This is a genomic window from Lachnoclostridium phytofermentans, from assembly GCF_000733755.1.
Classification (GTDB): Bacteria; Bacillota; Clostridia; order Lachnospirales; family Lachnospiraceae; genus Lachnoclostridium; species Lachnoclostridium phytofermentans_A.
In genome coordinates this window covers 376,312-400,466 of record NZ_JPOF01000001.1, presented here as the reverse complement: position 1 = coordinate 400,466, position 24,155 = coordinate 376,312, and the positions used below count along the sequence as shown (strand labels likewise).

Annotated in this window: 19 protein-coding genes and 1 pseudogene; 3 read left to right on the top strand and 17 right to left on the bottom strand. The window is 36.2% G+C overall.

The annotated features are described in order from the left end of the window. Window positions 1–48: 48 nt before the first annotated feature. From asd to rho, 17 genes and pseudogenes are all read right to left on the bottom strand, one after another. Window positions 49–1,131, bottom strand: coding sequence for an aspartate-semialdehyde dehydrogenase (gene asd / locus CC92_RS0101910; RefSeq protein ID WP_029502107.1), 1,083 nt, complete (start codon window positions 1,129–1,131; stop codon window positions 49–51). A gap of 602 nt (window positions 1,132–1,733) precedes the next feature. Beyond that, the gene (dusB, locus tag CC92_RS0101905) at window positions 1,734–2,708 is read right to left on the bottom strand and encodes a tRNA dihydrouridine synthase DusB (protein ID WP_029502108.1); all 975 of its coding nucleotides are present in this window, start codon (window positions 2,706–2,708) and stop codon (window positions 1,734–1,736) included. A gap of 47 nt (window positions 2,709–2,755) precedes the next feature. Then, complete coding sequence (locus CC92_RS0101900; RefSeq protein WP_029502109.1) at window positions 2,756–3,523, bottom strand: type III pantothenate kinase; 768 nt, start codon at window positions 3,521–3,523, stop codon at window positions 2,756–2,758. A gap of 147 nt (window positions 3,524–3,670) precedes the next feature. Further along, window positions 3,671–3,994 (bottom strand): DUF6145 family protein, encoded by a 324-nt coding sequence (locus tag CC92_RS0101895; RefSeq protein ID WP_029502110.1) that lies wholly within the window; start codon window positions 3,992–3,994, stop codon window positions 3,671–3,673. A gap of 151 nt (window positions 3,995–4,145) precedes the next feature. Next, complete coding sequence (locus tag CC92_RS21340) at window positions 4,146–5,009, bottom strand: LiaF transmembrane domain-containing protein (protein ID WP_051650637.1); 864 nt, start codon at window positions 5,007–5,009, stop codon at window positions 4,146–4,148. A 232-nt stretch (window positions 5,010–5,241) separates the two neighbouring features. Next, a complete protein-coding gene (gene argF / locus CC92_RS0101880) occupies window positions 5,242–6,180 on the bottom strand; it encodes an ornithine carbamoyltransferase (protein WP_029502111.1) in 939 nt (312 codons plus the stop codon). 165 nt (window positions 6,181–6,345) lie between these two features. Next, window positions 6,346–7,542, bottom strand: a complete 1,197-nt coding sequence (locus CC92_RS0101875; RefSeq protein WP_029502112.1) for a patatin-like phospholipase family protein — start codon at window positions 7,540–7,542, stop codon at window positions 6,346–6,348. Between the two features lie 409 nt (window positions 7,543–7,951). Then, window positions 7,952–9,301, bottom strand: a complete 1,350-nt coding sequence (locus tag CC92_RS0101870) for a glucose-6-phosphate isomerase (protein WP_029502113.1) — start codon at window positions 9,299–9,301, stop codon at window positions 7,952–7,954. 213 nt (window positions 9,302–9,514) lie between these two features. Beyond that, entirely contained in the window at window positions 9,515–11,260 is a 1,746-nt protein-coding gene (locus CC92_RS0101865) for a hypothetical protein (RefSeq protein ID WP_155998290.1), read from the bottom strand. 365 nt (window positions 11,261–11,625) lie between these two features. Next, the gene (locus tag CC92_RS0101860) at window positions 11,626–12,420 is read right to left on the bottom strand and encodes a TrmH family RNA methyltransferase (RefSeq protein ID WP_029502115.1); all 795 of its coding nucleotides are present in this window, start codon (window positions 12,418–12,420) and stop codon (window positions 11,626–11,628) included. Between the two features lie 121 nt (window positions 12,421–12,541). Then, the gene (locus tag CC92_RS0101855) at window positions 12,542–13,195 is read right to left on the bottom strand and encodes a potassium channel family protein (RefSeq protein WP_029502116.1); all 654 of its coding nucleotides are present in this window, start codon (window positions 13,193–13,195) and stop codon (window positions 12,542–12,544) included. Window positions 13,196–13,309: 114 nt separating this feature from the next. After that, on the bottom strand, window positions 13,310–14,677 hold the full coding sequence (locus CC92_RS0101850; protein WP_029502117.1) for a TrkH family potassium uptake protein: 1,368 nt from the start codon (window positions 14,675–14,677) through the stop codon (window positions 13,310–13,312). A 34-nt stretch (window positions 14,678–14,711) separates the two neighbouring features. After that, window positions 14,712–15,788, bottom strand: coding sequence for a peptide chain release factor 1 (prfA, locus tag CC92_RS0101845; protein WP_029502118.1), 1,077 nt, complete (start codon window positions 15,786–15,788; stop codon window positions 14,712–14,714). 419 nt (window positions 15,789–16,207) lie between these two features. Next, window positions 16,208–17,053, bottom strand: coding sequence for a peptide chain release factor N(5)-glutamine methyltransferase (gene prmC, locus CC92_RS0101840; protein WP_029502119.1), 846 nt, complete (start codon window positions 17,051–17,053; stop codon window positions 16,208–16,210). Window positions 17,054–17,666: 613 nt separating this feature from the next. Beyond that, a pseudogene (locus CC92_RS23570) lies at window positions 17,667–18,548 on the bottom strand (DUF1385 domain-containing protein); the annotation flags it as partial. A gap of 119 nt (window positions 18,549–18,667) precedes the next feature. Next, a complete protein-coding gene (gene rpmE / locus CC92_RS0101830) occupies window positions 18,668–18,871 on the bottom strand; it encodes a 50S ribosomal protein L31 (protein WP_029502121.1) in 204 nt (67 codons plus the stop codon). A gap of 176 nt (window positions 18,872–19,047) precedes the next feature. Then, window positions 19,048–21,024, bottom strand: coding sequence for a transcription termination factor Rho (gene rho, locus CC92_RS0101825; RefSeq protein WP_029502122.1), 1,977 nt, complete (start codon window positions 21,022–21,024; stop codon window positions 19,048–19,050). Window positions 21,025–21,336: 312 nt separating this feature from the next. On the opposite strand from rho, the gene CC92_RS0101820 reads away from it, so the two are divergent. The 3 genes from CC92_RS0101820 (at window position 21,337) to CC92_RS0101810 (ending at window position 24,081) form a co-directional block, all read left to right on the top strand. After that, the gene (locus CC92_RS0101820) at window positions 21,337–22,491 is read left to right on the top strand and encodes an NAD(P)-dependent malic enzyme (RefSeq protein ID WP_029502123.1); all 1,155 of its coding nucleotides are present in this window, start codon (window positions 21,337–21,339) and stop codon (window positions 22,489–22,491) included. Between the two features lie 112 nt (window positions 22,492–22,603). Beyond that, a complete protein-coding gene (locus CC92_RS0101815) occupies window positions 22,604–23,545 on the top strand; it encodes a TIGR01212 family radical SAM protein (RefSeq protein WP_029502124.1) in 942 nt (313 codons plus the stop codon). A 14-nt stretch (window positions 23,546–23,559) separates the two neighbouring features. Further along, complete coding sequence (locus CC92_RS0101810; protein ID WP_029502125.1) at window positions 23,560–24,081, top strand: DUF4364 family protein; 522 nt, start codon at window positions 23,560–23,562, stop codon at window positions 24,079–24,081. The last annotated feature ends 74 nt before the right edge of the window (window positions 24,082–24,155 follow it).

The window sequence follows — 24,155 nt, the reverse complement described above, 5'->3', positions numbered from 1 at the left end:
CACCTTTAGATAGCATCAAACTCTATTCACACATACTAATTTAAGGTTTTATTTCGCCTCAATATACCCAAGAGCTTTTAACAGTTCTGCACTTAATACGGCTCCACCTGCAGCTCCACGTACTGTATTGTGTGATAAGCCAACGAATTTATAATCATAAACCGTATCTTCTCTTAAACGGCCTAAGCAAATTCCCATTCCATTCTCATAATCACGATCAAGTGTAACTTGTGGACGATTGTCTTCTTCAAAGTATTTGATGAACTGCTTTGGTGCACTTGGAAGATCTAATTCTTGTGGAAGTCCTTTATATTCTTTCCAAGCTTTTATAATTGCTTCCTTCTCAGGCTTTTTCTCAAAACTTACAAATACTGCTGCAGTATGACCATCCGTTACTGGAACACGAATACATTGTGTCGTAATTAGAGGAGACTGTGCCTTTACTATCTCACCATCAATAACCTTACCCCAGATACGAAGTGGCTCTTGCTCGCTTTTTTCTTCTTCTCCACCGATGAATGGAATTACGTTATCTACCATTTCAGGCCAATCAGCAAAATTCTTACCTGCTCCGGAGATTGCTTGATATGTGGTTGCAACCACTACCTTAGGGCCATATTCCATTAATGCATCTAGTGCAGGGGTATAACTTTGAATAGAGCAATTTGGTTTTACAGCAATAAAACCTCGTTTTGTTCCAAGACGTTTTCTCTGACTAGCAATTACCTCAAAATGATCTGGATTAACTTCCGGTATAACCATAGGAACATCAGGAGTCCAACGATGAGCGCTATTGTTGGAAACTACAGGTGTTTCAGCTTTCGCATAAGCTTCTTCGATTGCCTTAATCTCATCCTTAGTCATATCTACAGCACTAAATACAAAGTCAACCGAAGCTGCAACCGCTTCTACTTCATTTACATTCTTAACAATCATAGACTTCACAGCTTCTGGCATAGGTTTTTTCATCTTCCAGCGATTTCCCACTGCTTCTTCATATGTTTTTCCAGCACTTCTTTCGCTTGCTGCCAAAGTCGTAACCTCAAACCAAGGATGATTCTCAAGTAATGAGATAAATCTCTGACCAACCATACCAGTAGCACCTAAAATTCCAACTCTTAACTTACTCATAAACTGCCTCCTCTTATCCTATAATCACCTTATTGTGTCCCATACTTATGAAGCATTTATGTTCACTCCTGTATGCATCAATGCATCCCTCCCTATCCCCTGAGAGGTCCGCGTGGACATTTTTGAAAAAATGTTTTTGTATGGCGCACATTTGTCTTTCTGTAATGTATGTTATAACATTATATTCAAAAAAGCAACTATTTTCTGCCCTTCTTATGGCTTTTTGTGAATAATGACAAAGTGTACCATATATTTCTACCTGCGTTTGTCACTATTTAATGTCTCACTATCCAAGGTTATTCATCGTATTTATTCTACTGTAAACTTAATCTCCGGTCGAATATAATTTTCATCCGTTCCGATACCTGAGACAAAGCTTGCTTATCTTCATCCCACTATCGTGTTCAAAGATAACCCGTATCCCTTTTATGGGGCGAAATTCTGCTTTTTCTTCATGATATCTTCCCCCATGCTTAATAAGACGTATCAAGGTAAAAAACCAGCCTCTTAATACAACCCACGAGGATAAACTTTATTATCAAAACATCGTTATCCAACGCTACGATAATTTCGTATAAAAATCATCTCATTTATCCCTTATTTTAGTTTCCAAGCATTTCTTCATATTTCTTCATAAGGATTACCAAGTCACTATAGGTCTCTATCTCATTCACTTGATTTCTTAATTTTGCTGACTTTGGATATCCCATAGTGTACCAGGCAACATGCTTTCTCATCTCATGCATTGCAGTAAATTCACCTTTAAGCTCTATTGCTAACCTAGCATGTCGCAACATCATTTCGATTACTTCAGGAACTTCCGGCTTTGCTAACAACTCACCTGTCTTTAAATAATGTTTTGCTTGGGAAAAAAACCATGGATTCCCGCGAACTCCTCGTGCAATCATTACAGCGTCACAACCAGTGTAGGACATCATCCTCTTTACATCCTCTGGTGATTGTACATCTCCATTACCGATTACAGGTATGGATACTGCCTCTTTGACTGCTTTTATGATATCCCAATCAGCTTCCCCGTTGTAATATTGCTCTCTGGTTCTTCCGTGTACTGCAATGGCAGCCCCACCGCTTTGTTCAATTACCTTTGCAACCTCAACTGCATTTATATTGTCTTTTGTAAAACCTTTTCTTATCTTCACTGTTACAGGCTTCTTGATTGCTTTACTGATTGCACTTACGATTTCACCAATTCTCTCAGGCTTTAACATTAGTGCTGATCCTTCTCCATTATTCACTACTTTAGGAACCGGACATCCCATATTAATATCGAGAAAATCAAAATTACGATGTTCAATCTTTTTAGCCATCTCACTCATAATATATGGATCTTCTCCAAATAGTTGTAAAGCAACAGGACGCTCTTTTTCTTCAACCTCAAGAAGTACTTCTGTATTTTTATTATTATAGTAAATTCCTTTGGCACTGACCATTTCTGTATAAATCAAATCCGCCCCTTGCTCTTTACATAAGAGACGAAACGGCAGGTCTGTAACACCTGCCATTGGCCCTAATACTAAGTTACCGTTTATTTTTACATTTCCTATGGTAAAACTCATTTTTTCCTCTTTCTAATCTGGTGAATAATCTGCTAACAATAAACTACTTAGCTATTCTTTAGATAAATATATCTCAACCCTTTTAAGGTTAAATTAGGATCGTAGATATCTATCATGTCCGTGGCGTCTGCAATAATTTTACCAAGTCCTCCAGTTGCGACAACTTTCAGATTCTCTAACTTAGACTCTTGTTTCACTTTCTTTATAATATATTCTGTCGCACCAATATTACCATAGACAAGGCCAGCTTGCATACTGCTTACGGTATCTTTCGCTAAGATGGAGTCTGGCTTTAGAATCTCAATTTCAGGAAGTTTCGCTGTATCACTCCATAAGGCATTGGCACTCATTCGAATTCCCGGGCTTGTAATACCGGCTGTAAATTTTCCGTCTTCCGTCACCAGATCATAAGTGGTTGCTGTACCAAAATCGATGACGAAGACTGGCCCGCCATATTCCTCGTAAGCAGCTACAAGATCTACTATTCGGTCTGCCCCTACTTCTTTCGCATTTGCGGTTAGAACTTTAATTCCTGTTTTTGTACCAGCTCCAACAATTAATGGCGTTATACCAAGGTACTTTATAATAGCACTTGTTAACGAGTACATAATAGCAGGAACTACGGATGCTATGATAACCGAATCGATACAGGTTCTATCAATCTCTTTTACATGCAATAAATCACAAAATAAAAGACCAAACTCATCTGAAGTTCGTGGGATTTTGGTTGTTATTCGGTAAGTACCTACTATCTTTTCCTTATCAAATACTCCTAAAGTTATATTGGTGTTTCCAACATCTATTACGAGTAGCATGTAGTAATCCTCCTTTAGATAGTTTCATCATAATTTACATTGAATAAATCCTAGCTGAAAATTATTTCCCGCATAAAAGCCTAACTTTACCTATGAAACTTACTTTTTCATACAATTGTTATTTTTCCATTGGGATCATAATCTTCATTATATCTCCTCATGTAAAAAGAAGACTTTATAATACGTCTCAAGTGATTCTAACAAATCACGTTTGGAATGTTGGAGCTCTTTAATCTTTAAGACACTCCCTATCTCATCAAACAGATAATCACATTCATCATTGGTTACTTGGAATATTAGTGTTCCATCTTCTTCGAATTCTAAAGTCAGAATACCACCAACATCCTCTGTATATAATACACACATAATTTTAAGTTCATCTTTTATTTGCTGGGGAAGTCCTGCAAAATTCTCGTCTAAATAGTACTTCCTATCATAAGAATTACTGCCACATAAGATGACATTTCCCATTCCTGTACCTACCTTTCTATCATTGTTTACAAGTAAAACAAAAATTCTTATTCTATCTATAAGTTGTTTACCAAAAAATCAGGGCTGTTAACTAACACGCTTGGAATCTGTGTCACTTAACAGCCCTGTATCATTTTAGTGTTATCATGTACTATTTTACATCGATACCGCCTAAAACACAAGTTGCATTCAAATAGATTGTAATCGTTTGTTCATTTGCCCCCAATGGTGTAATGGTCTTATTATCAACACCACCAAGAATTGGATTACAATTTACTACGACTCTAACATAACTTGGAACATAGATATCAATTCCACCGAGAACCGTCTTACACTCAATAACAACATTCTCTCTGATAATAGCATTTCTTAAGTCAAGCTCAATGCCACCTAATAAAGCGGATAACATTGCACCTTGGAACACTTCATTATCAAAGCGTAAATCCCTACCGCTTAAGATAGCGGAGCATGCGAATTGTCCGGTTTGCCTGGCACCTTGGTAGGTATTTTGGTACCCACTTTTTGTATCGTTTGCTCCATCTGCATTTTGTGTAAAGCCGTTACCAGCTGATGTCTGCTGACCACTTTCTGTACCATCAAAATTTTGTTCATACGTATAAGTTCTATCGTATGTCTGATCAGTGCTTCCATTTCCTTGATAAGTCTTATAATTTTGACTATTATAGTTTTGGTCTTTATTTTTTTTTGGTAGAATCATACTTAACCCGACAAATACTAAGATTGCTGCTAAACATAACGGTCCAAACATTCTCCATGTAATAAACTCTTGTGCCGATAACAACATAAAGATACCAATTGCCAAACCTATCATATAAGCAGTTTTATCACCACCATGATTAAATAAACCTATAAAACATGGTATAATTAAGAATAATGTCCACCATCCATCAAAAAAGATATCAAATGTAAAAATATTTAGTGCTTTCCCTGCTAATAATACTCCAAATAACACGAGTAAGCCGCCCCATACGAAACTAGAATGATTCTTTTTCATAAGCCAACTCTCCTTTCATTTCTTACTTCTCTCCTACTATAAATTTTACTCTTTATAGTATGTCTCGTGATGCTTTGCATTCACCTTGCGAGGTATTAGCGATAAGTCTTTCTCATTTCTCATCGCTTTGTATGCTTCTATCATACCTTCTTAGTGAGAGAATTTCAAATTAATATTTCATTAGAGTTAGTCTATAAAAAACTAATCTTTTTAATATAGTAATAGCTGTTATTTACTCATTTCCAAGGGTCGCAACCATTACTGCTTTTATTGTATGCATACGATTTTCTGCTTCATCAAATACGATGTCTGCAAACTGTTCAAATACTTCTTCTGTTACCTCGTTTCCTTTTACCGCAGGGAGACAGTGGAGGAAAACTGTACTATCTTTTCCTGACTTCTTCATTAACTCTGTATTTACTTGATATGGTTTTAATAAAGCAATACGTTCTGCTGCCTTATCTTCTTCTCCCATGGAACACCATACATCAGTGTAAATCGCATCTGCGCCAGAAACTGCCTCTAAATCCTCTGTAATTGTTATGATACTACCTGATGTCTTTGCATAACCAAGACATAAAGATACTAAATCTTCTTTTGGCCATAAGCTCTTAGGAGCTAAGATTGTAAAATGAATCCCCATCTTACTAGCACCTATCATTAAGCTATTCGCCATATTATTTCTTCCGTCTCCGACAAACACTAGCTTTAGACCCTTCAAGGTATGAAACTGCTCTTTTAACGTTAAGAAATCAGCCAAAATCTGGGTAGGATGATATTCGTCGGTTAGACCATTCCATACCGGAACTTTGCTGTATTTTGCCAACTTCTCAACAGTGTCTTGAGAGAATCCACGAAACTCGATTCCATCAAACATACGTCCTAATACTCTTGCCGTGTCTTCCACACTCTCTTTATATCCAAGTTGGATATCATCTTTTCCGAGATACTCTGGATGACCACCCTCATCAATACATCCAATGGTGAATGCACATCTGGTACGGGTCGATGGCTTCTCAAAAATCAACGCTATGTTTTTTCCTTTTAATCTATTTCCAGTGATTCTTTGTTTCTTTTGTTCTTTCAGTTTGGCTGCTAAATCTAATAGATACATAATTTCTTCAGGTGTAAAATCTTTTAATGTAAGAAAAGAGCGTCCTTTTAAATTCATATTCCCTCCAATTCTCCCCTGATGGATAAAACATCTCATCAGTATGGGTTGTATAATTATACATATATAGTTCCTTTTTATACATTATACGTTATGAATTGGAAAAGTCAAGAAATAATTTAAATATTTACTACTTTTTTCCTAATAAATATACTTATCTAAATGTTATTCCCGTATTGTTATAAATCCGAGTGCTAGTTGCACAAATGTCGGTATCTCCTTGGAATCACGCCTTTTCTTTCGAAGTTCATATTTCACTCTTATCTTATCCACCAGTTCCTGTTCTGTATAAATATAATATTTTTGAACATGCATATATTTAGCACATAGTTCTAGTAAGGCAAGATATAAATCTAGATAGCTCCATTCCTTCGATAACTTTAATTCCTCAGCAACCAAAGGTAAGATTATCTCTAACATTCCTCTAGTAAAAAGTTCTTCTTTTGAGTAGTCGAGTTTATAATATTCATGATACGCCATTGCAACACTTTTATTACATTCTAAAAATAGTTCTAAGCATTCTCTTTCATTAAGCCTTGAATCCACATAATAGATTTTTCCCTTTAGGGATTTAAACACTCTCATCGCATCATAGTAGCCGATGGTAATATTACGCCCAGTCTTTTTTCCATCAAATTCTAAAATACTACCAAGCTCCACCCTCGGAGCAATTGTTGTTACAGAAACATCCTCTGGAATCTTTACTCGTTTTTCTATCCCAAGCCCATAGATACGAACTACAATGATATCTTTATAACCATTCTTAATTAGTGTATCAATAGGTACATTATTCATAACTCCGCCATCAACATAACTAAGCCCATGAAGTTTTTCATTCTTAAATGCCGGAAAATAAGCACTTGCTAAAAGATAATCCTTTAACCTCTCTGGTTCTGCTTCCTTAGCACAGATTTCTAATTGCTTCATATCACTAATGCAAAACGTTCCTAAATAAAATTCTATGTCAGAATTACGGATTCTATCTTCTTCTACAACCTCTTCTATCATACTTTTTAATGGTGTAACATTAAAACCACGTGAAGCAAGAACTTTCATTCCAGTCTTCGTTAAATCAACCAGTTTTAATTGCTTTAATTCTCGCTTCATGATATGTTCCATCTGTTCATTATCTACTTCCATAACTCTGTCGTAAGTTATGCTCTCCCAAAGCTTTATAGCCTTATCAATATCTCCCATGCAGATGAGGGCACCATTTAATGCTCCAACAGAAACTCCGCTGATTCCCTTGATTTTGATACCAAGCTCCCTCATGGCTTTCCAAACCCCAATTTGATAAGCTCCTTTGGCTCCTCCACCCTCCAGCACGATTCCATATTCTTTTGAGAAATCGAATCCTTCCATCAATAAAATCCCTTCCTTTATGTATACTTCCTTATGAGTATAGTATTTATATTATAAATTTGTTTTATATTGAATATTCGCAATTCCTAGTTAGAAAAGGAAAGCGTATCTAACGCTATAGTATTTACCAATAATGTTATTTCACTCGTAATAGCTTATTATACAGGATTAAATTACTTTTGTATATTCCACTTCCCCATAAATATCCAAATCAATTCTTCTGTTACACCTAGAAGGATATTAATAAAATATAGACTATTGCAATAACAAGAGTAATTATCAAACTATTTATCTACCGAAAAGAATATACAAATTTTTATATAATAGAAAGAGACTGTTCAATCAAACAGCCTCTCAAATGCAACCTACAATCTTTTATTTATTAAACAGTAATTTCACAAATTCAATCTTACTGTAATCTCTCTTGCAGTCTCTTACTTAATTCTTCAAAACCTGGTTTTCCAAGTAACGCAAACATGTTCTTCTTATAGCTTTCAACCCCCGGTTGATCGAAAGGATTTACACCAAGGATATATCCGCTTACTCCACAAGCAAATTCGAAGAAGTAGAATAACTCACCTAAGCAAAACTCAGACTGTTCGGCAATATTAACAATAAGATTCGGTACATCACCATCTGTATGTGCTAGCAAGGTTCCCTTCATAGCACTCTTGTTAATAAAATCAACACTCTTTCCTGCGAGGTAATTAAGTCCGTCTAAGTCAACGTCTTCTTCCTCAAGTATCACTTCACAAGTAGATTTTTCAAGATTCATAACAGTTTCAAACATGGTTCTTTGTCCATCCTGAATAAACTGCCCCATAGAATGTAAATCCGTAGTTAAATCAACACTTGCTGGGAAGATACCTTTCTTGTCTTTTCCTTCACTCTCGCCATATAACTGCTTCCACCACTCACCAACATAATGGAGTGCTGGCTCATAATTTGCAAGGATTTCAATACTCTTTCCTTTTCTTAATAAGATGTTTCGAATACTAGCATAGAGTAGAGAATCATTATCTTCAAAATTATTATTTAAACAGCGTTCTCTCATACTAGCGGCACCATCCATCAATTGCTTGATATCTGCACCTGATACAGCAATTGGTAATAAACCTACCGCAGTTAATACAGAAAAACGTCCTCCTACATCATCTGGTACAACGAAACTTTCATAGCCTTCTTCCGTAGCTAGATTCTTTAATGCACCTTTGGATTGATCCGTAGTAGCATAGATCCTCTTTGCTGCTTCTTCTTTACCATACTTCTTCATTAAAAGTTTCTTAAAGATACGAAAAGCTATCGCTGGTTCCGTAGTAGTCCCTGATTTACTAATGATATTAACAGAAAAATCACGTTCTCCAATTACTTCAATCAAATGAGTTAAGTAAGTACTGCTAATATTATTACCAACATAATAAATCTCTGGGGTTTTACGTACTTCTTTCGATACAGAGTTATAAAAACTATGGCGCAAAAATTCAATAGCAGCTCTAGCACCAAGATAAGAACCACCAATTCCAATTACAAGTAATACCTCAGAATCTGATTGAATCTTTTTCGCTGCTGCTAAGATTCTCTCAAACTCTTCTTTATCATAATCCACAGGGAGGTCAATCCAACCTAAGAAATCGTTACCTGCACCTGTTTTCTCTAATAAAACCTGTTTTGCAGCTTCTGCTGTTGTCTTCATGTATCTTAATTCTTCGTTACTAAAAAACTGTTTTGCAATAGAATAGTCAAAGGTTACTTTAGCCATAATGAACAACACTCCTTACTTATGTAATTACAGAATCAACTTCTTTTACCATCAATTGACCTCTGCGAAGCATTCATATCTTACAAGATTTTCTATGCCCCATGAAACCTGTATTTATATCAATGCTCTAGTATAAACATGACTATTCTACCATTCCTATAGCACGTTTTCAAGGTTTTCGTTAATTTTCACAAATAATTTCTAAATATTTGCTTACATGAAAAACTCTCTTAAAACTTCCTCTATTAACTCGTCATCTTCTTTGCTTGTTGCTAAACATTCACTGACTTCCTTATCGATTTCGTTTGCTTTCTCTATTACATGAAAAAGCTTCGAGTTTTCTTCTTTCTTTTGCTTTACAATCTCATCAATGATATCCTGCGCAGCTTCATAAGAATTAGTTTCCTCTAAGTTTATATTATTTTCTCTATTAAGAGTTTTTATCCTTCTTTCTTCTTCCAGTCGTTTCAAGTTTTTTTGTTTTTCTTCCTTTAACCTCATCTTTTCTATATAAGCTTTTTGAGAAACCTTCGGAGCATTCGATTTTTCTTCATTTTTCATGTCTACTACATTCCAATTTGTAGCTCTCGCTATTTTTTCTTGGAGTTTAGATTCTTTTTGCTTTATCTTCTCTTGTTTATGAACATATTTTGAAATTTTAGCATCCTCTTTTGCCTTAACTCTAGCAAGGCGATTTGCTTCTTTATCATCAATTTTTTTCTGCTTTAGAGCAGCCTTGTTATCTATTTTTGCTTGCTTTTTCTCTTCTTTTTCTTGCTGTTTTTCTAGCAGAGCTTGCTTTTTTAACGCTTTTTTCTGATCCTTTTGCTCTTTGTTAGCAGCAATTGCATCGACCTTTGCTTGCTTTTTTCTTAGCTTATTTTGATTCTGCTCTTCCTTTTTGGAAAGCTTATCTTGCCTTTCTTCCTCAAATGCCTGCAATTTTGCCTGTTCTAGTTCCTCTTTTTTTAGAAGCTTTTCCTGTTTAAAAGATTCTTTGGCTGCTAATTTAACGTTTTTATAATCAATTTTAGCAGCTTTTTTATCTTCCTTCTTCTTTTCCTTAGAGGACTCTTTCGACAAAGCATCTAATCTTTTCTTTTCTTCGCGAAGTTCTTTTTCTCTTTCAGCCTCCATAGTTTTTAAGAGCTTCAATTGCTTTTTTTGATCTTTATTTTCAATTTTGTTTTCGATTTGATTCTCAGCTTTTAATGGTACACTTTTAGAAAGAGCTTGTTTTACCACCACTGGTTTTGGATTTATAAACTTAACTGGTGTCACTTGTAAAGCTTCTTCAACTTCTTTTTTAGCTTCTTCTAAACGTTTTACTAACTCAGTGTCTTCTAAGGCAGCTGCGGTTTGTGTTGTAGCACTATTCGTTATCTCATAGAGATATTCTCGTCTCGTTTGTTTGCGCATTTCAGTATTTAGATGTTCTTGTTCCATACGAGTCTTTAGATAGTTTTCAAAATAATCCTTCAGATTTATCCTTAACAATTGCCTATGAGCAGGGATATTCACAACGTTATCCACAATATTCACAATAATTGCTGTCCAAGCGCCAACAAAGAATGTGAATAAAACACGTCCTGTTCCACAGTTATAGACAAGTCCTGAAACGCCAGCAAACGTGCCAATCGCTAGACATAACGTGATAGTTTGTCCACTTAAATTCTCCCATGTGGATAATAATATTCCACAGAATTTACTTCTATTCACATGCTTGTCCACAAAAATATCCACGTTATTCACACCTATTTTTAGTTGGTATGATGTTTCAAATCGTTGTTTCATGTTCTTCATCCAATTAGTATTCGTCGTTGCCATCGACTCCGAGGCTCGAATTAACTTTACGTACCCATAAAGCAGGCAGCATTTCATCAGTACTCCAATGCAACATATCCCGCCCATGATATACAAGAACGTATAATTATCGTAAAAACTCATGATGATCTTCATGGTGGTTTGTCCTTTCCATTATTTTACATTTATTATATCGAAAAATTCGCTCTTTGAAAAGGTAAACCGCTAGTCACAGTTTGACAAAACGTGACTACTCCATTATCCTAAGTACAAATTATAAGTGAAAGATTCATAAAATAGGACCATCTGCCATAGTTTCAACAGGCTATTTGTTAAAATAAAAATAGCCCCACCTCAAGTAATGGAGCATAATTGATAACAATTATCCCCCAAAACTTGACATAGAACCTGAAAAAGGAGCATTCCTCTATAGATAATTCCATATCTATAGAGGAAGCGCTCCTTCTAAATCTGTAACAAATAAGTATTCATACATTTCTACCATAGGTAATACTAAAACTTTATCCGTTTCGAATTTGTCGATAAGATTCATACATCAATACAGCGGCTGCAATTGCTGCGTTTAGGGACTCTACATTCCCCTCCATTGGTATTTTAATTCTTTGCGTAGAAAGTGAGGTTGCTGTTTCGCTTAGTCCATTCGCCTCATTACCAATAAGAATTGCAGACTTTCCTTGGAATGAAACTTTATCATACCATACTGCACCTTGCAGGTGAGCTGCATAAACTTCTATTCCCTCGTTTTTAATTCGATTAAGACATGCAAAAAAATCTTCTGCATAAAGGAAAGGTACTCGAAATATTGCCCCCATGGTAGAACGAATTACCTTTGGGTTAAACATATCAACACTATCTTTACTAAGTACAATACCAGACATTCCAACACCTTCTGCTGTTCTTACCATCGTTCCTAAATTTCCTGGATCTCTGATATCTTCTAGTAAAAGTAATCTGATGGAATCTCCAGAAATCATATCGCTAAGAGTATAGGTTGGCTGTTTTACTATCGCTAATATTCCTTGGGGTGTAATAGTCTCTGATGCTTCCTTCATCACTTGATCTGATACCACTTCAAAATCCAGATCCTTTAAGTATGCTGGATCTTGTTTCATATATTGATGATAACAACTCTCTACTAGGTACACCTTCTGAATAAGATTACGCCTTTGGCTAGCAACTTCTTCAAACATTTTCTTTCCCTCACAAACAAATACCTCCTGCTCGTTCCTGGCCTTACTCTGTTTTTGAAGTTTCATTAGGTTTTTGATTTGACTATTGGATGAACTAGTAATCATATATTCCTCATTTCTACACTGTTTTAGCGCCTTTTTAGCGCTAGTAACTTTGTGTAATGGCACAAAGTTCTGTTTGAAAGCTGTATTTTTACATCCTAACTAAAAAGAAAGTTTTGTATATTTACTGATTCGCTAATTTATTTAATATCTCATTCTTAGCTATAATAACTAGAACATCGTTTCTTTCTAGCGGCATATCTGCATCTGGATTGATGTTAAGCTGATCATCTCTTTTAATTCCGATAACATTTATCTTATTTTTAGCACGTAAATTCAACTCACGCAAGGAGTGTCCTATCCACTCCTGTAGGATATCAAGTTCCATCATACTAAACGTAGAAGATAACTCAATTGCATCAAAGAAGTTGCCCATCATTAAATTGTTTGCGATACGAATTCCAGTTTCTTTTTCTGGAAATACCACCATATCAGCTCCAACCTTCTTTAGTACTTTCGCATGCAACTCATTTTGAGCTTTAGCAAGTACATATGGTACACCTAACTCTTTTACAAGAATCGTTACCATAACGCTTGCCTCTAAATTTTCTCCAATAGCAATAACTGCACCATCAAAATTACTTAAGCCAAGACTTTCTAGCGCTTCAGCTTCTGTAACATCTGCACGCACCGCATAGGTTACGTAATCAGCTATTTCATGAATTTTATCCTCATCATTATCTACAACCATTACTTCACATCCGCCTTCTGCAAGTGTAGTTGCTACACTTTTACCAAAGCGACCTAATCCAAATACAACAAATTCTTTTCTTGCCATAACTTCCTCCTAATAAAACCTCGTTAACACCTACCGCAGTACTCATCCATTCCTTGGTGCAAGTTGCTCCTACAGTACTGCCACAGCATGGCCTAAAGTGTGATATTTTTCACACTACCCTACCAAGACTTTACCTTCTGGTAAAGATTTCTCACCGTGATGTTTACTTGCATTAATTGCTAACGCCATCGTAATAGGACCGATTCGTCCTAGGTACATTGTTATCATAACTATAATTTTACCTGCGGTCATAAGACTTCCTGTCATATTTCTGGTAAGACCGACTGTTCCAATGGCTGAGGTTGTCTCATAGAGCGTGTCTAAAAAGCTACTATTTTGTATTGCAGATAAAGAAATGGTTGTTACAACAAGTACCAAAAAGCTAACCATAACTACTGCAAGACCTTTCTTTAAATACTGATCCGAAATTCTTCTCTGAAAGATTTCAATGTCCTTCTTGCCACGTACGATTGATATCGTAGAAAGTAAGATAACTGCCACCGTGGACGTTTTTATACCACCTGCTGTACCAGAAGGTGATCCACCTATAAACATCCAAACTAAGTATAAAATACTCGTGGTGTCTTTAAAATTTTGCTGTGGAATTGTTGCAAATCCTGCTGTTCTGGTTGTAACCGATTGAAAGAGTGAGCTTAAAACCTTCTTTCCAAAGGATAATTCACCGATAGTTGCTGGATTATTAAACTCTAAAATTAAAGTTAAAACCGCCCCCAGCATAATCATACCAGCTGTGAAGGTAATAACAATTTTAGAATGCAGGGATAACCTACGAAACATAGAACGAACCTTAATTTCTTTCTTTACTGCCTGCTTTGATATATGAAGTACATCCCACCAAACCGGAAAACCGATACCTCCAAGGACGATTAGTCCCATGGTCACTAAATTAATCCATAGATTATCTCGATATGGAACAAAGCTGCTATCACCTATTAAATCAATTCCGGCATTGCAAAATGCCGATACTGCGTGAAAGATGGAATACCATACACCATCCACCAGCCCATACTCAGGAACGAACTGAAAGAGATAGCAAAACGCTCCCAGCCCTTCCACAATGAGGGCAAACTTGATTATTTTCTTCGTAAGTTTTACCAGACCAGACAAGGTATCAATGTTATACGCATTCTGAATTACTAGTCTGTCCGACAATTTTACTCTCTTCCCGAGAAGTAAAAATATAGTTGTAGTGAAGGTTACAACCCCCAACCCTCCAAACTGTATTAAAAACAGGATTACAAACTGGCCAAAGAAACTCCAATGTTCTCCTGTTGTTACTGTTGTCAGTCCGGTCACACAGATGGATGTTGTCGCTGTGAAGAAAGAATCTTCAAGCGGTGTTACAATTCCAGCCTTCGTGGCAATCGGTAAAGATAGCAACAAGGTTCCTAGCACAATTCCTGCTAAGAAACCAAAAGCAATCATTCTAGTTGTTGAAAACCTTCTTTTTTTCTGAAACATAGCTGTCTCCTATTACAATTAACCTCTTTTGAGTTTAATATTCTCCTTGCATATTGGAAAGCTTCGCAGCTTGATCTGCTGCAATTAAACTATCGATGACTTCTTGCAAATCACCATTCATAATATCATCCAAACGATGGCTAGTAAGTTTAATTCTATGATCGGTACAACGTCCCTGTGGGAAATTATACGTACGTATCTTTTCGGAACGGTCTCCTGTTCCTACCTGGCTTTTTCTTGCCGCTGCTTCTGCATCATGAGCTTTTTCAAGTTCCAATTCGTATAATCTAGCACGCAATACCTTTAATGCCTTATCACGATTCTTTAACTGAGACTTTTCATCCTGACAAGAAATTACAATACCTGTAGGCATATGAGTTAAGCGCACTGCAGAGTCGGTTGTATTGACGCACTGACCACCATTACCAGAAGAACGAAACACATCAAATCGACAATCATTCATATTAAGTTCTACGTCTACTTCTTCTGCTTCAGGCATAATAGCAACGGTTACTGTTGAAGTATGAATTCTTCCACCGGATTCTGTTACTGGAATTCTTTGTACACGATGAACTCCACTTTCATACTTAAGCTTTGAGTAGGCACCTTGGCCATTAATCATAAAGATCACTTCCTTAAAACCACCAATACCATTTTCATTTAGGTTCATCATATCAATTTTCCAACGCATTGTTTCTGCATATTTGGAATACATACGGAAAAGTTCTGCTGCAAATAAAGCAGCCTCATCACCACCAGCTCCTCCTCTGATTTCAACAATAACATTCTTGGAATCGTTCGGATCCTTTGGCAATAATAAAATCTTAAGTTGATCTTCGATTACTACTAGATTTGCCTTGCTTGTTGACAACTCTTCTTTCGCAAGTTCACGCATTTCTTCGTCGCTCTCTTCTTCTAATAGCTCCAAGCTTTCTTCAATATTTTTCTTCGTTTGCTTATATTCAAGATATTTATCTACAATTTCACCAAGATCATTTTGCTCTTTCATTAATTTACGAAATCTTGCTTGGTCGTTCGTTACGGTAGGTTCATTTAATTCATTCTGGATTTCTTGAAATCTTGTTAATAGATCTTCTAATTTATCAAACATGTTAACCTCTATTCTAGCGCTCTGCGCTTTTTATTAACGCTGGCATATTATGTGTCTGCACATAGTACCAGTTCATAATCTTCCATAGTCATAATATTATAGCTTATCAGAAGATGCAAAGCAGATTCTGATAAAAGGTGCGTTTTTAGCACCGCAAATCCGATTATTGAAACACGTTCTTTGTTTCAATAATATTACTTATGAGAAATTGCAAAGCAAATACTCATAAAAGATGCGGATTTTACACCGTCAATTGGATGCTTGAAACAAGGCTTTAGTTCCGCTCATATAGACTTCTTCAGTTTTATAGTATAAATATGATTCTTCAGTAAGGTTTTTGATATATTAGCTTTCGCAGCTAGAGAAAAACCATCTCTATACACCTAATATTTTTCACTAACATCTTTTAACTCCTTTTATTAGATTTCACCCTCATACACTGCGCTTACCACTCGGTCCAAACCTGCATAGTCTTTTACCACGTTTATTTGGGTAAATCCATTCTGAATTAGTAATTCTCTTACAGCTGCTGCTTGATTACAGCCAATTTCTAGGTATATTCTTCCATTTTTATTTAGAAATCTTCCAGATTCTATAGCTAAAACTCGATAGAACTTTAATCCATCTGTATCGCCATCAAGGGCAATTCGTGGTTCATGATCTTTCACTTCTGGCATTAACCCATCGATAACTTCTGATTCTATATACGGAGGATTTGAAACTATCACATCATAAGTTCCAAAAACATTAGTGAACATATCGCTCTGAAGGTAGGTAACCGAAACATCGTTAGCTACCGCGTTTTCTTTCGCTATTTTAATTGCTTCTTCTGAAATGTCAACAGCTACTGCATTTTTTAACTCTCCAAGCTTAGCAAGGCTTATAATAATACACCCAGAGCCAGTACATAATTCTAAGATATCCTTATCCTTACTTACTTTTAAAACCTCTTCCACTAATCGCTCGGTATCTTGCCTCGGAATTAATACCGATTCATTGACATGAAAAGAAAGCCCCATAAATTCCTGGCTACCAGTAAGATACTGTAGCGGAATATGCAAGGCTCTCTTTTTCAGAAGTTGCTGATAGTTTTCATACAAATCTACCGGCATATCTTCTCTAGCCCGAATCATATAATCAACTCGTCTAAGCCCAGTCACATGCTCAAGCAAATACCAGGCATCTAATTCTGCATCACTGATGCTTTCTGCCTGAAGGAGGTTACTTGCCTCCCTCAAAGCATTCTCATAGGTTATTTTCGACATTCTCATTCCTTAATATTATCTATCCTTAATACTATGCATCTTTCCCACTAGAAAAATATTTATCAAGAGCACGTAAAATTTCGTCCTCTTCCTCCTCAGTAGGCTCAAGCGAAGCTGCAATTTCTGTTGAACTTAACACTGCCTGTTCTGGTATACGTGCACGTTCTTTTAACTTGCTTTGCTTTTCTTCCACTGCTACTTCAGATCTTTCATATAACAGTTTATCCAAATTTGTTAATTCTTCGATTGAAGTGTCTTTCGCAGTAAATATTTCGTTTTGAGCGCTCATATCAACTTGACTATCCTGATTGCTTGCCATTGTATGAGTAACTTCCTCTTCTTTAATTTCATTCTTTACTGCCTGACTATTTCCATTGGACTTATTCTTTGAAACCTTATTCGTGTTTGAGGCACCTTGCTTTTTACTCTCACTCTTTTTCGTTGCTTGATTGCTCTTATTTATTTCAGTTTCACTTTCTGTGTCAACTTTTGCAGCAATCACTTCAGCTTCGATATCCTCTGTGTCATTTTTTACTTTTTCTTCTGGTTTTCCTTGCTTTTTTCCTTTTTTATTGGAATGTTTTCGTTTGGAACCTTTTTGCTTTATTCCGTCTAAATATCCTTGCCAGTCAAATACTGCATCTACTGAGGCAATCGCTACCTCTATCATGCCATCGTCTGGTTCTTTCGTCGTAAGACGTTGCATTAACATACCTGGTGCACTGATTATAGTAACGAAGGCATTGTCATGACTTCCTGCATATCGTATTAATTCGTAGGAAATACCAGCCACCACTGGGATTAACAATACTCTTAGAATGACACGTAACCAAATTTGGTCCACTCTGATAAATAAAAATACAATAATACTGACAAATGCTACAAATAAGATAAAGCTGGTTCCACATCTTTTATGTTTTCTTGACTGCTTTCTAACGTTTGATACCGTTAAGTCATAACCACGTTCAATGCAGTTAATCGTCTTATGCTCTGCTCCATGATACATAAAGGTACGATTAATATCCTTCATGAAGGAGATTGCTACAATATACCCTACTAATAATAATACTCGAATAATACCTTCTATAACTCCAAGAAGAATAGTAGATGATATAAATTTTGAAAATAATTCAGATAAAAACATTGGAAGTGCTACAAATAGGCCTATCGCAATACAGATGGAAAATAGCACAACGAAGAAAGAAAGTAATCCTTCCTTTTTCTTAGATTCGTTTTTAGTTTCCTCTTCTTCCTCATAAAAGGAAGCAGAATATGTTAAAGCTCTAACGCCAAGAATCATAGAGTCCGCAAATGCAATAACACCTCTGATAATTGGAGCCTTAATTATCTTATTTCCATTTCCGATTCCTTGGTATTCCTTAATCTCAACAGCGATTTCATTGTCGGGTTTACGAACTGCTACGGCGTATTGCTCTTTATTTTTCATCATAACGCCTTCTAAAACAGCCTGACCACCAATACCTGATGATTTCATTCACATCCCTCTTTCCTGCCATGTTTTTACCTGAGTTTGGCATCCCATATATTTACAATTTAAAAATAGGTTGAGATTATACAACCTCAACCTGATTTTATGCATTATTATCTCTAAAACTAGTTGTTTAAACCGTACTTACGATTGAACTTGTCAATTGCACCACGAGCAGCAGCAGCTTTCTGCTGGCCTGTGTAAAAAGAATGGCACTTTGAACAAACTTCCACGTGGATCTCTGGCTTAGTAGATCCAGTTACGAACTCATTACCGCAGTTACATGTAACCTTTGCCTGATAGTACTTTGGTTGAATAGCTTCTTGCATTATTTTCACCTCTCTATATCCGATTCCTATGATAGTTCCTCTTCAACAAAGAGGAAACTTGTTCATTCAAATAAACAGCTTTCTTATTATAGCATACGCATATTAAGATTGCAATACCTATTCTGTATTTTATTGTCTACTGAACAAACTTCATATACTTTATAAAACTATCTTGCTTATATTTTCGTCTTCTTAATCATTTCGACAAATTCTGCATTATTATTTGTATTGACAAACATTTGAATAATTCGTTCTACTGCATCTTCTGATTTAAGACCATTTAGAGCTTTCCTCATAAGATAATTAGCCTCCATCTCAGCTGGATTTAGTAAAAGATCATCACGACGGGTACTTGACTTTGGTAAATCGATTGCTGGGAAGATTCTTTTCTCAGATAAACTACGATCTAACACAAGTTCCATATTACCAGTTCCCTTAAACTCTTCAAATACAACGTCATCCATACGGCTACCGGTTTCAACTAATGCTGTTGCCAAAATGGTGAGACTTCCACCCTCTCTCATATTTCTTGCTGCTCCGAAGAACTTCTTAGGCATATGAAGCGCTGCTGGATCAAGTCCACCGGATAAGGTACGTCCACTAGCTTGTACCGTTAAGTTATAGGCTCTTGCAAGTCTTGTAATACTATCTAATAAGATAACAACATCTTTCTTATGCTCTACCAGACGCTTTGCACGTTCTATTACCATTTCAGACACTCGTTTATGGTTTTCTGGCAATTCATCAAAGGTTGAATAGATTACTTCGACATTACCACCTTCAATAGACTCCTTAATATCCGTTACTTCTTCTGGTCGCTCATCAATTAATAAAATAATTAAATGCATCTCCGGATGATTTCTTGTGATAGCCTTTGCAACCTGCTTTAATAAGGTAGTCTTACCTGCTTTCGGCTGGGATACAATCATACCTCTTTGTCCCTTACCAATTGGTGAAATTAAGTCAACCATACGCATAGCTACCTGACAACCTGGAGTTTCTAGATGGATTCTTTCGTTCGGAAAGATCGGTGTTAAATCTTCGAATTTCTTCCGTTTTACTGCATCGGAAGGATGTAACCCGTTAATGTACTTGATGTAGAGAAGAGCACTGAATTTTTCGTTCTGATTACGTATTCTAGTATTACCTACAATAATGTCACCTGTTTTTAAATTAAATCTTCTAATCTGTGCGGGAGAAACGTAGACATCATTTTCACCAGGCAAGAAATTATCACATCGGATAAAACCATATCCATCTGACAATACCTCTAAAATTCCTTCTTTCGTTTCACCAGAGTCCAATTGTTCCATATCAATAGGTAACTTTTCTTCCTGCTGATTTGCCTGAGAAAGAAAACGATCAGAAGAAGACGTATTATATCCCATCTCTGCAGTTTGGTTTCCAACATTCTCTACTGATGGGTTTATTCTAACTACGCGATCTGATTCGGTATATCCGCGATTTTCATTAAATCTGCGATTTTCCATTGGCCTACGATTTTCCATCGGTCGACGGTTATCATAATTTCTTAGCATCTCATTGTTACGATTGTCATTATTTCTATTATCATTGCTTCTATTTTCATTATTTCTGTTTTCATTATTTCTGTTTTCATTATTTCTGTTTTCATTGTTTCTGTTTTCATTGTTTCTATTATCATAGCTTCTGTTTTCATTGCTTCTGTTTTCGTTACTTCTATTTTCATTACTTCTATTTTCTGAATTACGGTTATCCATACTTCGACCTTCGTTGTTTCGATAGCTCTCACTCATTCGGCCATTATCATTTCCCTTAGATTGTTCCGACACTTTTGTCAATTCTTGTTGACGACTCTGTTCTAAACGATTTTGCTCAGGAACTCTACGAATCCCTTTAGTTCGATTTTCTTGCATACGAGAGGACTCCATGCTACGATTCTCACCATTGTGCTTTGACTCTTCTGTTGCCTTTTTATTTTCTTCCGGTCCAGTTTTTTTAGGTTTATCATCCGTGCTTTTATTTATGGAGGATTCTGATTCTTGTCTGTTCTCCAATGTATTCAATGCATCAATCAATTCCTGTTTGCGTAATGCGGTAATACTTTTCATTCCTTTTTCCTTCGCAATATCACGCAATTCAGAAAGCGACTTTGTTTCATACAAATTACTCATTCATTTTGCTCCTTTTATTAAACTAATCTATCTTAGGATTGGTAGAGAAATGATATAGAAAAAATGATGTGTCCTAGAGACATTTCTTATGATAGCTTTATTATACACTATTTGTTAAAAAAGAAAAGTATTATTTTACAACAGCCTTTACCTACACAAGATTGTGCTATTCTCATTCCTTAGCTTTCAACTTGATTTAACCAGTACTAAGTGTTATTATTATGAAAGTATAGCCCCATAGATTTGGGAGTATGATAGGCTTATAACCTATCACTCATAAGAATGAATTTCATAAAGTCTGGAGGAAGTGTTATGACGCTTAACGAAAAAGCACTTAAATTGCACGAAGAATGGAACGGGAAATTGTCGACTACTGCTAAATGTCAGGTTAAATCTAGAGAAGATTTAGCACTTGCCTATACTCCTGGGGTTGCAGAACCTTGCAAAGTTATCGCAAACGATACAGAGGCTGCTTATAAATACACGATCAAAGCAAATACTGTTGCAGTAGTTAGTGATGGTAGTGCCGTTCTTGGTCTTGGTAATATTGGTGCTCACGCAGCAATGCCTGTGATGGAAGGAAAATGTGTCCTTTTTAAAGAGTTTGGTGGCGTTAACGCATTTCCTATTTGTTTAGATACACAAGATACCGAAGAAATTATTAAAACTATCGTTCACATCGCTCCTGCTTTTGGCGGTATTAATCTTGAGGATATTTCTGCACCAAGATGTTTTGAAATTGAATCCAGATTAAAAGAACTGCTCCAGATTCCTGTCTTTCATGATGATCAGCATGGTACCGCAATCGTTGTGCTTGCTGGAATTATCAATGCCTTAAAAGTTACAAATAAAATAAAAGAAGATTGTAAGGTTGTAGTAAATGGTGCGGGTAGTGCAGGAATTGCTATTGCGAAACTTTTATTAAATTATGGCTTTTGCCATCTCACTCTATGTGATAAAGTTGGAATTTTATCAAAGCAAACAGAAAATCTAAATTGGATGCAAAAAGAGATGATGGAGGTAACCAATCTAGAAAACGCTACAGGGACACTCGCTGATGCCCTAAAGGGTGCTGATATCTTTATTGGAGTTTCTGCTCCTAATATCGTCACACCAGAAATGGTTTCTAGTATGAATAAAGATTCCATTCTTTTTGCTATGGCAAATCCAGTTCCTGAAATCATGCCAGACTTAGCCAAAGAAGCTGGTGCAAAAGTCGTTGGAACCGGAAGAAGTGATTTTCCTAACCAAGTTAATAACGTAATCGCTTTCCCTGGTATCTTTAAAGGAGCTTTGGAAGGACGTGCGACACAGATTACCGAAGAGATGAAACTTGCTGCTGCTAATGCGATTGCTGGCTTAGTAAGCGAGGAAGATTTAAATGAAGATTTTATTATGCCAGAAGCATTTGACGAACGAGTTTGTGAAGCAGTAAGTAATGCTGTGAAGGCTCATATTAAGAAGTAATTATATAATAGGAGCAAAAAAGCATGTCCTATCTCGGATTTTTATTTATTAAATTTGTTCCCTCTACAGAAAACCTAACTAAGTATGTTCCATTAATATAAAGGATGATGTTATGAATTTATGGCAGGATAAGCGTTATTATTCCTTAGATACCTATTATAAAGAACAATTTGGTGATAAGGTATACAAGCTTTCATTAAATGGTAATATGACCTGTCCGAATCGAGATGGGACTTTAGGGACTGGCGGCTGTATCTTTTGTAGTTCTGGTGGATCTGGTGATTTCGCCGCTTGTAATAAACTATCCATTACCGAACAAATTGAGGAAGCAAAAGAACGGGTGGCAAAAAAGGTAAAAAGTAACCGTTATGTTGCTTACTTTCAGGCATATACCAATACCTATGCTCCAGTTTCTTACCTACGTTCTATTTTTACAGAAGCGATAGAGCATAAAGAGGTTGTTGCTTTATCCATTGCAACCAGACCAGACTGTTTGCCTGAGGAGGTCTTAAATCTCCTTGCTGAATTAAATAAGAGAAAGCCTGTCTATATTGAACTTGGTCTCCAAACCATTCATGAAAACAGTGCCAGATTAATACGACGTGGCTATTCCCTTCCTATTTTTGAAGAAGCCTTAAATCGTTTGTCTGGCATTAATATTCCGGTTATTGTTCATGTAATCCTTGGTTTACCTGGTGAAAATAGAAAAATGATGGTAGCTACCATAGATTATTTAGCAAAGCTACCAATACACGGAATCAAGTTACAACTCATGCATGTTTTAAAAAATACCGAATTGGAAACGCTTTATTTATCAGACTCAAAGCTATTTTCACTCTTACAACTTGAAGATTATATTGAACTTCTTATAGAATGTTTGGAGCACCTGCCACCAAGAATCGTGATCCACAGATTAACTGGGGATGGTCCAAAAAATCTATTAGTAGCACCAATATGGAGCGGTAATAAGCGACTCGTTCTAAATACGATTCAACAAGAATTAAAGAAACGTGATTCTTACCAAGGAAAATACATTCGAACCAATCTCGAATAGAAGGGAGAACAACAATGCAAGCGGAAACACTGATGCTTTACAAATTAATTGTACTATATATCTTAGACAAAGTGGATTTCCCACTAACCAATGGTCAATTAACCAATTTTATATTAGAAAAAGAATATACAAATTACTTCAACATTCAGCAGACTATCTCCGAGCTAATTGACGATCAATACATTAGTGCTGAAACAATCCGAAACAGCTCTCTTTATCAGATTACAGATTCCGGTAAGGAAACGCTTTCCTTCTTTTGCAATACTATTGCGCAAGCGATCCGCGACGACATTGATATTTATCTCAAAGAACACAAGTACAGTTTGCGTGAAGAGGTATCCACTCTCGCTGATTATTATGAAGTAAAAAAAGATGAGTTTATTGCACACCTTCGTGTTATGGAAGGATCCAGTGCAATTATCGATTTAAAATTGTCTGTTCCAACGGAGAGAGAGGCAAACCTCATTTGTAATAACTGGAAGCAAAAAAGCTCCGATATCTATACCTATGTTATCTCCTCGCTTCTTGCAGATTAAATTTGGCAGTACATCCTATGTTTGCAGAAACGTATCCAAAGGTTATGAAACAAGAAAAATCACGCTTCACAACT

Coding starts and splice junctions, on each gene's coding strand:
- rpmE (WP_029502121.1), bottom strand. CDS start 18,871: ATGCAAGAAGCTATTCAACCAAAGTACTATCAGGCAAAGGTTACATGT.
- CC92_RS0101895 (WP_029502110.1), bottom strand. CDS start 3,994: ATGGGAAATGTCATCTTATGTGGCAGTAATTCTTATGATAGGAAGTAC.
- CC92_RS0101855 (WP_029502116.1), bottom strand. CDS start 13,195: ATGGCAAGAAAAGAATTTGTTGTATTTGGATTAGGTCGCTTTGGTAAA.
- asd (WP_029502107.1), bottom strand. CDS start 1,131: ATGAGTAAGTTAAGAGTTGGAATTTTAGGTGCTACTGGTATGGTTGGT.
- CC92_RS0101815 (WP_029502124.1), top strand. CDS start 22,604: ATGAATTTATGGCAGGATAAGCGTTATTATTCCTTAGATACCTATTAT.
- CC92_RS21340 (WP_051650637.1), bottom strand. CDS start 5,009: ATGAAAAAGAATCATTCTAGTTTCGTATGGGGCGGCTTACTCGTGTTA.
- CC92_RS0101875 (WP_029502112.1), bottom strand. CDS start 7,542: ATGGAAGGATTCGATTTCTCAAAAGAATATGGAATCGTGCTGGAGGGT.
- CC92_RS0101820 (WP_029502123.1), top strand. CDS start 21,337: ATGACGCTTAACGAAAAAGCACTTAAATTGCACGAAGAATGGAACGGG.
- prmC (WP_029502119.1), bottom strand. CDS start 17,053: ATGTCGAAAATAACCTATGAGAATGCTTTGAGGGAGGCAAGTAACCTC.
- argF (WP_029502111.1), bottom strand. CDS start 6,180: ATGAATTTAAAAGGACGCTCTTTTCTTACATTAAAAGATTTTACACCT.
- rho (WP_029502122.1), bottom strand. CDS start 21,024: ATGAGTAATTTGTATGAAACAAAGTCGCTTTCTGAATTGCGTGATATT.
- dusB (WP_029502108.1), bottom strand. CDS start 2,708: ATGAGTTTTACCATAGGAAATGTAAAAATAAACGGTAACTTAGTATTA.
- prfA (WP_029502118.1), bottom strand. CDS start 15,788: ATGTTTGATAAATTAGAAGATCTATTAACAAGATTTCAAGAAATCCAG.
- CC92_RS0101865 (WP_155998290.1), bottom strand. CDS start 11,260: ATGAAGATCATCATGAGTTTTTACGATAATTATACGTTCTTGTATATC.
- CC92_RS0101860 (WP_029502115.1), bottom strand. CDS start 12,420: ATGATTACTAGTTCATCCAATAGTCAAATCAAAAACCTAATGAAACTT.
- CC92_RS0101900 (WP_029502109.1), bottom strand. CDS start 3,523: ATGCTACTCGTAATAGATGTTGGAAACACCAATATAACTTTAGGAGTA.
- CC92_RS0101850 (WP_029502117.1), bottom strand. CDS start 14,677: ATGTTTCAGAAAAAAAGAAGGTTTTCAACAACTAGAATGATTGCTTTT.
- CC92_RS0101870 (WP_029502113.1), bottom strand. CDS start 9,301: ATGGCTAAAGTAACCTTTGACTATTCTATTGCAAAACAGTTTTTTAGT.
- CC92_RS0101810 (WP_029502125.1), top strand. CDS start 23,560: ATGCAAGCGGAAACACTGATGCTTTACAAATTAATTGTACTATATATC.